Annotated in this window: 12 protein-coding genes and 1 pseudogene; 6 read left to right on the top strand and 7 right to left on the bottom strand. The window is 66.4% G+C overall.

The window, feature by feature from the left end; all coding sequences use genetic code 11:
- The 6 genes from A39O_RS0103075 to A39O_RS0103050 all read right to left on the bottom strand — a co-directional run.
- Positions 1-862: glycosyltransferase family protein (locus tag A39O_RS0103075; RefSeq protein WP_020503249.1), on the bottom strand; the 862-nt coding region annotated here is incomplete at its 3' end.
- A gap of 356 nt (positions 863-1,218) precedes the next feature.
- On the bottom strand, positions 1,219-1,998 hold the full coding sequence (locus tag A39O_RS0103070; protein WP_020503248.1) for an SDR family NAD(P)-dependent oxidoreductase: 780 nt from the start codon (positions 1,996-1,998) through the stop codon (positions 1,219-1,221).
- On the bottom strand, positions 1,995-2,696 hold the full coding sequence (locus A39O_RS0103065; RefSeq protein WP_020503247.1) for an SDR family NAD(P)-dependent oxidoreductase: 702 nt from the start codon (positions 2,694-2,696) through the stop codon (positions 1,995-1,997). The genes A39O_RS0103070 and A39O_RS0103065 overlap by 4 nt, the downstream gene beginning before the upstream one ends.
- Positions 2,693-3,187, bottom strand: coding sequence for a 6-pyruvoyl trahydropterin synthase family protein (locus A39O_RS0103060; RefSeq protein WP_026199122.1), 495 nt, complete (start codon positions 3,185-3,187; stop codon positions 2,693-2,695). The genes A39O_RS0103065 and A39O_RS0103060 overlap by 4 nt, the downstream gene beginning before the upstream one ends.
- A 70-nt stretch (positions 3,188-3,257) precedes the next feature.
- The gene (locus tag A39O_RS31760) at positions 3,258-4,655 is read right to left on the bottom strand and encodes a sensor domain-containing diguanylate cyclase (RefSeq protein ID WP_020503245.1); all 1,398 of its coding nucleotides are present in this window, start codon (positions 4,653-4,655) and stop codon (positions 3,258-3,260) included.
- Positions 4,656-4,857: 202 nt separating this feature from the next.
- Positions 4,858-5,601 carry a hypothetical protein gene (locus tag A39O_RS0103050; protein ID WP_020503244.1) on the bottom strand — a complete coding sequence of 248 codons (744 nt, stop codon included), beginning with the start codon at positions 5,599-5,601 and terminating at the stop codon, positions 4,858-4,860.
- Positions 5,602-5,751: 150 nt separating this feature from the next.
- Between A39O_RS0103050 and A39O_RS0103045 the strand changes: the two genes are divergently transcribed.
- From A39O_RS0103045 to scpB, 6 genes are read left to right on the top strand one after another with little or no spacing between them, the layout of a single operon-like run.
- Positions 5,752-6,651 (top strand): PHP domain-containing protein, encoded by a 900-nt coding sequence (locus tag A39O_RS0103045; RefSeq protein ID WP_020503243.1) that lies wholly within the window; start codon positions 5,752-5,754, stop codon positions 6,649-6,651.
- A gap of 28 nt (positions 6,652-6,679) precedes the next feature.
- Complete coding sequence (locus tag A39O_RS0103040) at positions 6,680-7,303, top strand: L-threonylcarbamoyladenylate synthase (protein ID WP_020503242.1); 624 nt, start codon at positions 6,680-6,682, stop codon at positions 7,301-7,303.
- 52 nt (positions 7,304-7,355) lie between these two features.
- Positions 7,356-8,027, top strand: a complete 672-nt coding sequence (locus tag A39O_RS0103035; protein ID WP_020503241.1) for a site-2 protease family protein — start codon at positions 7,356-7,358, stop codon at positions 8,025-8,027.
- A 15-nt stretch (positions 8,028-8,042) separates the two neighbouring features.
- Positions 8,043-9,260, top strand: coding sequence for a tryptophan--tRNA ligase (locus A39O_RS0103030; RefSeq protein ID WP_026199121.1), 1,218 nt, complete (start codon positions 8,043-8,045; stop codon positions 9,258-9,260).
- 5 nt (positions 9,261-9,265) lie between these two features.
- Positions 9,266-10,093 (top strand): segregation and condensation protein A, encoded by an 828-nt coding sequence (locus tag A39O_RS0103025; RefSeq protein WP_020503239.1) that lies wholly within the window; start codon positions 9,266-9,268, stop codon positions 10,091-10,093.
- 54 nt (positions 10,094-10,147) lie between these two features.
- Positions 10,148-10,753, top strand: a complete 606-nt coding sequence (gene scpB, locus A39O_RS31755; protein WP_020503238.1) for an SMC-Scp complex subunit ScpB — start codon at positions 10,148-10,150, stop codon at positions 10,751-10,753.
- 270 nt (positions 10,754-11,023) lie between these two features.
- On the opposite strand, the pseudogene A39O_RS31750 reads toward scpB, so the two are convergent.
- Positions 11,024-11,392: pseudogene (locus A39O_RS31750) on the bottom strand (Uma2 family endonuclease); the annotation flags it as partial.

Here is an 11,392-nt window from a genome sequence, read left to right as displayed (position 1 = left end):
GAACCGGCAGGCCATTGCAGGCCGCTTCGGTATAGGACCCATATCCAGGCTTGGTCAGTATCAGGTCGAATGAACCGAGCAGGTCGAGCAGGTCGAGTCCATGGTCGGATAGGCCGGAGGCATCACCGCGGGCTCGCCCCCCGAGATCGCGCACCACCCAGTGGACCTGATCCTGCTCCGGCCACTCCGCCAGGGGATCGAAACCGGCGAACCCGCCGAACTGCATCAGGGCCAGCGGCCGGTCGGCGGGGATACCCAGGTGCTCGCGCAGTTTGGCGCTCTGGTTCGGGCGGCAATGGGCGATGGGTCCCACGTCGCGGGCGTTGGGCAGCCAGTCCATGGGCATGGCGGGGGCGGGGCGGATGAACAGATCCGCCGCGCTGTAGATGCGCCGCATCCGCTCCAACAGTGTCGTCGGAACCTGTTCCCGGACCGGGCATTCGCGCAGGATGTCGTACCAGGAGAGCGAGCAGAGCCCGATGGCCGGGATGCCTAACCGCCGCGCGGCGTCCAACGGCAGCCAGGGGATGTCGGCGAGCACCAGGTCCGGCGCCAGACGGCGCAGGCGGTGCATTTGGTGATCGAGATGCCGGTCGTATTCGGCCTCGAAACGGCTGTATTCCACCAGGCTTTCCGCCCACCGGGTGATCAACGGCCCGTCCATGAGGAGCACCGGGTCGGTCGCTTCCTGGAGATGAGTGAATCCCGCGGGCAGTCGGTGACGGGCGAACTCGGGGTCGATCTCGCCCTGGAGCGTGACCTTGAGACCGGGTATGCGCCGGGTCAGGGCCTCGATGACCGGCGCGGATTGGGCCAGGTGGCCGTAGCCATGAGCGCTGACGGCGAGGAGAAGGTGGGGCAAAGGTTCTGTCCTGATAAGTCAATAGTTTGTAATATACGAAAAGACGAATACGATCGTTGTCGTTCCCCCGTGGGAGCGGCGTCCCGCCGCGATGCGGTGCTGCGGTGACCTCGAACGCTGCGGTTTCGCGCCCGACCCCATCGCGGCGGGACGCCGCTCCCACGGGGCCGCTGCGCGACTTTCACGGTAAAGCCTTGACCTCCGGTTGTCTCGGGGCCGGAGCGATGAGCAAGGCTGCGAATCGGCGCGGAGCGAGAGCGTTTCCGCGAGTTTCATGAGCTCGATTACGACAACGACAACGACAACGACTGGGACGGTGAAGGCACGCCCTCTGCCGCTTCCCGCTCGTCTTATAATCAACCGAGGGTATAACCCGCATCCACATTGAGAATGGTCCCGGTGATCAAGCGCGCCTGATCGGAGGCGAGGAAGAGCACGGCGCGGGCCACGTCCTGCGGTTCGACGATCTGCTGTTTGAGCACATGCCGCCGCTCGACGAGGGCCTCGATCAATTCGGTCGCGTCACCCCACATCGGCGAGGGCACGACACCGGGGGCGACGCCGTTGACCCGAATCCCTTCCGGCCCCAGGCCCAGGGCGAGGCGGCGGGTCAGCATGTCGAGTCCGGCCTTGCTGACCGAGTAACAGGTGGAGGTGCAGGTGGCGAAGGGGTGCTGGGCACAGGCCGATGAGATGTTGATGACCACCGGCGCCGGGCTGCGCCGCAGCAGCGGTGCGCAGGACTGGGTCAGCGCAAAGGGTGCGATCAGGTTGGTCTCCAGGGTCGCGCGCCAGTCCTCGACACTCTCCTCCAGGGTGCCGCCGCCGCGGATCACGCCGGCATTGTTGATCAGGCAATCGAGCTGTCCGCAGTCGGCGTCGATGCGCTGCGCCAACTCCCGGCGGAACGCGGCGTCGGTGACGTCGCCGACCAGAACCTGCAAGTCGCCGCGGGCCGCGGCCTGCGGATGCCGCGCCGTTGTCCGGTCGGCGGGGCTGCGTCCGAAGGTGTAGACCCGGTCCCCGGCGTCGAGGAAGGCGGCGACCAGGGCGGCACCGATTCCGGAACTGCCGCCGCTCACACAGATGACGCGGGCCGCGGCCGGACCGGTCGGGCGGGTTGCCGCCGCGGTCATCGTTCCCGCTGCCCCAGGTTGGCGTGGATCAGGGCGCCGTTGAGCACCGGCGCGGCGGCCGCGAAGGCGACCGCATCGGCGATCTCTTCAGGCGCGATCAGCCGGTCGAAGGCCGATAGGGCGGTGATGGCGGCCAGGGTTCCGGCATTGTCGCCGATGAGGCTTCGCAACTGCTCGGTATCGGTGAACCCCGGGCAGATCATGCAGGTATGGATGCCCCGCCCGGCCAGATCCTGGCAGGTGGCGCGCATCATGCCGACCAGGCCGTGCTTGGCGATGACATAGCCGGCCACGCCCGGAACCGCTTTTTCGGCCAGGGTGCTGCCGATGTAGAGGATGCTGGAACCTGCCGACAGGTGCGGGATCACCATCCGATTGATGGCATTCGGGGCGACCAGATTGAGTTCCAGCGTGGCCCGCAAGTCCGCACTGCCCAGGGTGTCGACCCGGTTTGACTGCATGATCGAGGCGTTGTGGACGAGACACAGGCGCGGTCTGTCCAGCAGCCAGGGCGACAGGGCGTCGGCTAGTCCATCGGCGGCACCCGGCTGCGCCAGATCGCAGGGGATGTTGATGACGCCCGGTTCGGGGCAGGGGCGACGTGCGATGTTGATCACGCTCCAGTCGTCGCGCCGGAAACGCCGGGCGATGGCGAGCCCGATCCCGGAGGACGCGCCGGTGACGATCAAGCGGTTCATACAGCCTCCCAGTGTGAAAAGGCCCATTGACCGGAGCCGGAGGAGACGCCGATCTCCATGGCGCGGATGGCCCAGGGCGGCAGTTCGGGTCGGGCGCGCAGGCGGCTGAGCAGCAGGCCGGCCAGCTCTTCAATGGTGACATTGCGGATCGGCAACGGCAAACAGTCGCGCGCCAGGAAGGGGATCGGTTCCTGCGCGAACAGCGCGATCACCATGCCGTCGCGGTGTTCCAGGGTCAGGTAAGGCGATTGTTCCGGCAGCAATACGCGCTCGTCCAGCGCGTCGCAGAGTTCGCGCAGCACGCGCTTGAGCAGCACATAGTCGAAGGCCAGGCCGTCCGCGCCGACGGCGGCCGAGACCGCGCAGCGGACCTGGAAGTTATGACCATGCAGGTTCTCCCGCTCGGTGGCCGAGAAGATGGTGAAATGCCCGGCGCTGAAGTTCAGGTACTCCTTACTGATCTCGATGCGGGTCAGGGTCTCTGGCGGCACGGGTGGCTCCGGAAAAGGACGCGGCCGGTTGGCCACACGGTGGCTTTGAGATAAGGGGCGTCGGGCCGGATCAAAGCCCACCGGCACATTCATCGGCGTCGCCGCGGCGACCGGCCGGGTCGCCGTGGCCGCGTTTGATGGCGTACATCGCGGTGTCGGCCCGTTGCAGCAGATCGGCGGCGGTCTCGTCGCCCTCGGGACCGATCGCGATCCCGATGCTGGCGCCCACCTGCAGGCAAGTCTCGCCGATGCGGATGGGGGACTCGATACTGTGCGCGATCTTGCGCGCGACCAGGGCGGCGCCCTCGGGTGCCAGGATCTCGCGCAGCACCACGATGAACTCGTCGCCCCCCAAGCGTGCCACGGTGTCGGTCTCGCGCACGCTGTGCCGCAGGCGCTGGGCAACGCACTGCAGGACGCTGTCGCCCATCGCGTGTCCATGGGTGTCGTTGATCGGTTTGAAACGGTCGAGATCGATGAACAGCACCCCCACCAACGCGTTGCGGTGACGGGCGAACAGCAGTGCCTCGGAGAGCCGGTCGGAGAGCAGGACGCGATTGGGCAACCCGGTGAGCGCGTCATGCTGCGCTTGGAACTGCGCCCGTTCCAGCGCGCGGATTTCCTGGTCGATATCGTTGTAGACGGCGACATAGAGTCCCTCGTCGGCGCTGTCGCGCAGCTGTGAGATGGCCAGCCGCTGCACATACACCTCGCCGTTCTTGCGTCGATTCCAGATGTTGCCGTGCCAGCGGCCGGTGTCCTCGAGTTGCCGCCGCATCTTGGTATAGAACTCCGGCGGGTGGCGGTCCGAGGACAGCATCCGCGGGGTGCGACCCAGGATCTCACTGCTCTCAAAGCCGGTGATGCGCGTGAATGCGGGGTTGACCGCGCGGATTTCGGCATTGAGGCCGGTGACCATGACCGGGTCGGCGATGTGCTCGACGATGCGCCGAAAGCGCCGCTCACTGTCGCGCAGGGTTTTGAGCTGGTCTTCGACCTCGGCCAGTTGCCGGGTCAGATGGGCATTCCTATTGATGAGGTCGCGTTGCAGGTTATTGATATGCTGATTCGAACTGGACAGGTCGCGCTCCAGTCGATCGAGTTCGGCCACGTCGTATTCACCGACGATCAGGAGTTGGCCGTCCCGCCGGTAGGCCCGAGCGCGCAGCGAACGGCTGAGCCGATCGCCGTCACCCAGGGTTAGCCAACCCGCGTAGACCAGACCGTCCTCCGCGGCCGGTGCGCACAGCGCGGCGAAACCGGGGTTGATCAGATAGTCGCGACGCGCCCGGTCGGGGGTGTCACCGCCGAGCACCAGGGTCATGCCGCGATTGAGATAGATGGGCTCGCCGGCCGACGTGAACAGACCGATTGCCAGCGCCGCGCTGTCGTCGCGCGCCTGGCACAGTTCCGTGCCCCAGGGTCCGAGGGCTGCAGCAGGGTCAGGCCGCGCGGCGGGTGAGTCCATGTCGATGTGACGGGAATCGCCTCAGGCGCCGATCGGCGGCCGATCGCACTGCAAAGTTGACAGGGGGTCGGCCGACGTTGGATGTTCCGGGATTACGGTTGCCATCAGTCGAGCACTCCAATCGACGAATCATCGGGTTGAGCCACTGTTTGCGTGGCGGCCTTCAGTCTTCCAGCTCCCCGCCCATGGCGGGGGGAGGGCGTCAGTGCAGCCGTTGGCCGGTGCACCAGCGGTCGTAGTAGCGCTGCATCAGTTCGCGGACCGGCGCCGGATACCGCAGGGTCTCCATTTGGCCCATGCCCTCGCGGAAAAAGTCGGGGGCGTCTTCCGGCAGGTGCTCGACCAGGGAGTCGAAGGCGGCGACCATGAGGGCCGGTCGTTGGCTGCGGGTGGCGACGATGGCCCGATTGAGCAGCAGAATCCGCCATGGACGGCTGGGGAGGTTACCCGGCTCCTGAATGCGCGCCGGGCTCATGCCCTCGACCAGTTCAGTCATCAGCGCGTACAGACCCGCCAGGTCTTCGGTCGCGTGCAGGGTGTTGGCCAGCCCGGCGGTGGCGTTGACCACGAATTCCGGGCGATCCAGCTCAGCCCCCAGGCGCAGCATCCAGCAGGTCAAGGCCAGGCTCAGACGCTCCAGCCCGCTGGCCGTGCGCGGCAGGTTCAGATGTTCAGCCTGGTCGGCGAGTTGGGCGAGCAGGTCGAGCCCGTGGGAGAGCAGGGCATCGGGCGTACCGCCGGTTGCGGCGCGCAGGGCGCGGGCGGATTCGGCGGGGGTGTTGGCTGCCGTATCGCTTAAGGTATCCAGCAGGTCGCCGAGACCGTCCAGCAAGAAGCGCGGGCCGAAGTCGAGCGCGCCTGGCCGCTCGTCATAGGCGCGCTGGAGATGCTCACCCAGGTGGGCGAGTTCGTGGCTGATGTGATGGATGTCGACCGGGGGTAACATACCAGTGATGATAGCAACCAGCCGGGTCGGTGTCTTCCCCGCGCATCAGGTTCACCGGTGGACGGCTGACCGCCGCCGGCGCGCGTCGCGCGTGAAGTCCGAGTCGATTAGGAGGGTTGTGGTCGCGGCCATCCCTGTACAATAGCCGCCATGAACACCAAGATCGACCTGCACACCCACTCCACGGCCTCGGACGGTACCCTGACCCCGGACGCGCTGGTGGCGCGCGCCGCGGCGGCCGCGGTCGCGGTGCTGGCCCTGACCGACCACGATACCGTCGAGGGGCTCGATCAGGCCGCCGCTGCCGCCCGCGCCCAGGGTGTCGCCTTTGTTCCCGGGGTCGAAGTCTCGGTCACCTGGAGCGAACGGACCATCCACGTCGTCGGGCTTGGCATCGACCCGGCCGATGCCGCGTTGCGCAAGGCGCTGGCGGGAATCCTCGAATATCGCGACTGGCGGGCCGTGGAGATCGGCCGGCGGCTGGCCGACAAGGGGATCGCGGGCGCCTATGAAGGGGCCAAGGGGCTGTCCAGCGGCCGCTTGATCGGCCGTACCCACTTTGCTCGCTTTCTGGTGACTCAGGGGCATGCTCCGGATGAGCGGGCGGTGTTCAAGCACTTCCTGGTCAATGGGAAACCGGGGCATGTCCCCGGTGCCTGGGCGACGCTGGAGCAGGCCGTGACCTGGATCCGTGCCGCGGGCGGCCAGGCGGTGATCGCCCATCCGGCGCGCTATAAGCTGACCCGGACCAAGCTGCTGAAACTCCTTGGTGAGTTCAAGGAACTGGGTGGCGTCGGTCTGGAAGTCGTGTGCGGCAGCCACAGTCGCGACGATGCGCTGCACTTTGCCCGCCATGCTGGGGAGCAGCGGCTGCTGGCCTCCGCGGGTTCGGACTTCCACGGTCCCCAATTGGCCCTGTCGAGTCAGCCCTGGATCGATCTCGGCCGCCTCCCTGATTTGCCCGAGGGTTGTACGCCGATCTGGCACGACTGGCCGGTCGTACAGGCGATCGTTGCCGCCGGCGGGCGGGCAGCAGCCGCCACAGGATGATTCCCCAGGATTTCGGCAGTAGCAGGTTATGGCTCAATTTTTTCAGATTCACCCCGTCAATCCCCAGGCGCGCCTGGTGCGCCGCTGCGTCGAGATTCTGCTTGCCGGCGGGGTCATCATCTATCCGACCGACTCCTCCTATGCGCTGGGCTGCCAGCTCGGTGAAAAGGATGCGATGGAGCGTATCCGCCGTATCCGCCAGGTCGATGAGAAACACCATTTTACCTTGGTTTGTAGGGACTTATCCGAGATCACGACCTATGCCAAGATCGACAACCGGGCCTTTCGGCAGTTGAAGTCACTCACGCCCGGGCCCTACACCTTCATCCATGAGGCGACCAAACAGGTGCCGCGCCGGATGCTCCACCCCAAGCGCAAGGCGATCGGCATCCGGGTCCCGGACAATGAGATCTGCCGGGCCCTGCTGGCGGAGCTGGATCAGCCGATCTTGAGCACGACCCTGATCCTGCCCGCGGCGGAGCATCCGCTCACCGACCCCGAGGAGATGCGCGAACTGCTGGACAAACAAGTGGATCTGATCATCGACGGCGGTTTCTGCGGGCTCGATCCCACCACCGTGGTGGACATGATCAGTGAGCCGCCGCAGTTGATCCGGGTCGGCAAGGGCGATCCCTCGGTGTTTCAGGAATGAATGGGTCGGAATACGCGTCGAGGAATTTGCGGCATCCCCGTATAATGCCGCGATGGAAACTCTGAACCAGATCCAGTTGCTCGCGGTGCTCGCCCTGCCGGTGGTGCTCGCGATTACCGTCCACGAGGCCGCGCACGGGTGGGTGGCCAACCGCCTGGGTGACCACACCGCGCTGATGCTCGGGCGCGTCACCTTTAATCCGCTCAAGCACATCGACCCGATCGGTACCGTCCTGGTGCCGGCGCTCTCCTTCCTTTTCGCCGGGATTCTGTTCGGCTGGGCCAAGCCGGTACCGGTGAATCAGCGCAACCTGCATCATCCGCGGCGTGACATGGCACTGGTCGCGGTGGCCGGACCGGCCTCCAATCTTGCGATGGCCTTGGCGTGGGGACTGGCGATTCAGGGCGGTCTGCTGCTCTGGGCGACCAGCCAGTGGGTGGCGCTGCCGCTGATCTACATGGGCGCCGCCGGGGTGCTTATCAACGTCTTTCTGATGGTGCTCAATCTGTTACCGCTACTGCCGCTGGACGGCGGGCGGGTGCTCAACGCGCTCTTGCCGCCGATGGCGGCCCGTTATTACTCCCGGCTCGAACCCTTCGGGCTGCTGATTCTGATCGCACTGCTGGCGACCGGCCTGTTGGGCGGTCTGCTCCTGCCGCTGGTGCTCGGCACCCTGGAGTGGCTGCCGGGCGCCGGAATCGTGAAAGAACTGTTCTTTGTTTGAACCGAGGCTCCTGACGTGACTTCCGTCTCTGCAACGCACGCCCGCGTGCTTTCCGGTATGCGCCCGACTGGCCGTCTGCACCTGGGCCACTACCACGGGGTGCTGAAGAACTGGCTGGCACTCCAGCATGAGTACGAGTGCTTTTTCTTCGTCGCCGACTGGCACGCCCTGACCACCCATTACGACAACCCGACGCAAATCCCGGAGAGCATCCGCGAGATGGTGATCGACTGGCTGGCGGCGGGCATCAATCCCGGTTCAGCGACCCTGTTCGTCCAGTCGCGGGTGCCGGAGCACGCCGAGCTGCACCTGTTGCTGTCCATGATCACACCGCTCGGCTGGCTGGAGCGGGTGCCGAGCTACAAGGATCAGCAGGAGCGGCTCAAAGAGAAAGACCTGGCCACCTACGGCTTCCTCGGTTACCCCCTGCTGCAGTCGGCGGATATATTGATTTACAAGGCAGGACAAGTGCCGGTGGGCGAGGATCAGGTGGCTCATGTCGAGCTGACCCGAGAAATCGCCCGGCGTTTCAATCATATCTACGGTCGTGAGTTGGGCTTCGAGGAGAAGGCTGAAGAGGCCAAGCGCAAGATGGGCAAGAAAAACGCCAAGCTGTTCGACCAGCTCAAGCGGGCCTATCAGGAGCAGGGTGACGGTGAGGCTCTTGCCGTGGCGCGGGCGCTGCTCGAGGGTCAGGCCAACCTGACCGTGGCGGATCGCGAGCGCCTGTTCGGCTTCCTCGAAGGCGGCGGCCGGGTCATTCTCCCCGAGCCCACACCCCTGCTCACCAAGGCCTCCAAGATGCCGGGATTGGATGGTCAGAAGATGTCCAAGTCCTATGGCAATACCATCGCGCTGCGCGATGAGCCGACCGACGTGGAAAAGGCGCTGCGTACCATGCCGACCGACCCGGCGCGGGTGCGTCGCACCGACCCCGGCGACCCGGAGAAATGTCCGGTGTGGCAGTTTCATCTCGTGTATTCCAACGAGGAGGTACGCGAGTGGGTGCAGCAGGGCTGTCGCACTGCCGGGATCGGCTGTCTCGACTGCAAGCGCCCGATCATCGACGCCGTCCTGGCGGAGTTGGCCCCGATGCGCGAACGGGTGCGTGAGTACACGGCCCAGCCGGAACTGGTGCGTAATGTGCTCAACGATGGTTGCGAGCGGGCGCGGGCGGTTGCCCGGGAAACCATGGAGGAGGTCCGGCACGCCATGTCGCTGGTCATGCTGTGAGGCCAATGGGCAGCGCGCAGCAGGAGCTGCCCTTCGCCCTGGTGCAGGGGGCGCCCTATCTGACCCTGCCGCTGGATCTCTATATCCCGCCGGATGCGCTGGAAGTCTTCCTCGATACCTTCGAGGGCCCACTCGATCTGCTGCTGTACCTCATCAAAAGGCAGAACCTGGATATTCTGGATATCCCGATCGCCGTCATTACCGATCAGTACATCGAGTACATCGATCTGATGCAGGGGCTCAAGCTGGAGTTGGCCGCGGAATATCTGGTGATGGCCGCCATGCTCGCCGAGATCAAGTCGCGGATGCTGCTGCCGCGGCCGGAGTCGCTCGCCGAAGAGGAGGACGACCCGCGTGCCGAGTTGATTCGCCGGCTGATGGAGTACGAGCGTTTCAAGCAGGCGGCCCTGGACCTGGACGCCCTCCCGCGCCTGGAGCGCGATCTCTTTGCCGTGCATGCGCATCTGCCGGCGGGGCACCTCACGCGCATCCCGCCGCCGGTGGACTTACGGGAGTTGCTGATGGCGTTGCGCGATGTCCTGGCGCGCGCGGACCTCTTTACCAGCCACCGGGTGGAGAAGGAATCGCTGTCACTGCGGGAGCGCATGTCGATGGTGCTGGATCGGTTGTGCGGCGGGCAGTTCGTCAACTTCACCGCGCTCTTCGACCTCACCGAGGGGCGTGCCGGAGTGGTCGTCAGCTTTCTTGCGATCCTGGAGCTGATCCGCTCGGCGACCCTGGAACTGGTTCAGTTGGAGCCCTTCGCCCCCATTCACGTGCGGCTGCGCGAGGCGCGGGCGGGTGGCGATCCGTCGGATCAAGAAGAAGAATAGTCCGCGGATGAACGCAACCAAGGACGCTGTTGCGGCGCATCGCGCTATCAGCCGATGAGTACGCCGAGTCTGAAAACGATTATCGAGGGGGCCTTGTTCGCCGCGGGCGGGCCTTTGACGCTGGAACAACTCCAGGAACTCTTCGCGGAGGAGGAGCGTCCGGAGCGCGGTGCGCTGCTGGCGGCCATCGAGACCCTGGCCGCCGACTATGTCGGACGGGGGATCGAGATCGCGGCGGTCGCCGGCGGCTGGCGTGTTCAGGTGCGGGCGCTGGTTGCCCCCTGGGTGGGCCGGTTGTGGGACGAGCGGCCGGCCCGCTACTCGCGCGCCTTGCTGGAGACCCTGGCCCTGATCGCCTACCGGCAGCCCATCACCCGCGGCGAGATCGAGGACATCCGCGGTGTGGCGGTCACCACGGCGATCATCAAGACGCTCACCGAGCGCGAGTGGATTCGGATCGTCGGGCACCGTGACTGTCCCGGCCGGCCGGCGCTCTTCGCCACCACGCGCAAGTTCCTGGATTATTTCAGCCTGCGTTCACTCAACGACCTGCCGCCGCTCGCTGAGATCCGCGACCCCGCCTTCCTCGCGGATGAGATGGATCTGGATCTGCGCGGTTCGCTGCGGTCGGAGCCAGGGCCGACCGCCACACCGCGGTGACGGGAGCAGGGCACGGGTGCGGAAACCGTCGCGCGGTGCTACTGGCCGCTGGAGCGGCCGGACGGCATTCCCACGCTGGAGCGTGGGAACGAGAAAGGGTTGATCAGGTCCGGGCAGACCCTGGCATGGTTGCGCGTTCGTGTTCCATCGCCTCAGGACGGATGGTGCGTCGGTGCGGTGAGGCACGAACCGCACCGCCCCGGCTTAAGGCCATCCGTCGGGTCGCCGGCTGGACGCCGGGAACAGGCGGGCGTGACGGTTTGGCGCGGCTCAGCTGTCGGACTGACCTTGCACTAGGCGTGCCCGCAGTGCCGACAGCTCGTGCTCCAGGCGCTGCCGTGCCTGGGCCTCGGCGTCGGCCCGCCGGGTTTGCTCGACCGCCCGCTGCGCCTCGGCCTCGGCCCGCTGCGCCTCGGCCTCGGCCCGGTCCACGGCCTCGCGCTTGGCCTGCGCTTCGGTCTCGGCCCGCTGCGCCTCGGCATCAGCCCGCCGCGCCTCGGCGTTGGCCCGGTTCACTGCCTCGCGTTTGGCCTGCGCCTCGGCCTCCGCCCGTTCCCGATCCGCGCGCCAGCCGGGCAGGACGAAGCCGGCATAAACCGGATCGTCGCGCAACGTCTCCAGGTCCGGTCGGCGCGCCAG

It is taken from the genome of Lamprocystis purpurea DSM 4197 (assembly GCF_000379525.1).
GTDB lineage: Bacteria > Pseudomonadota > Gammaproteobacteria > Chromatiales > Chromatiaceae > Thiodictyon > Thiodictyon purpureum.
Note: the sequence above shows the minus strand (reverse complement) of the source record. Positions and strands in the feature narration are given on the sequence as shown.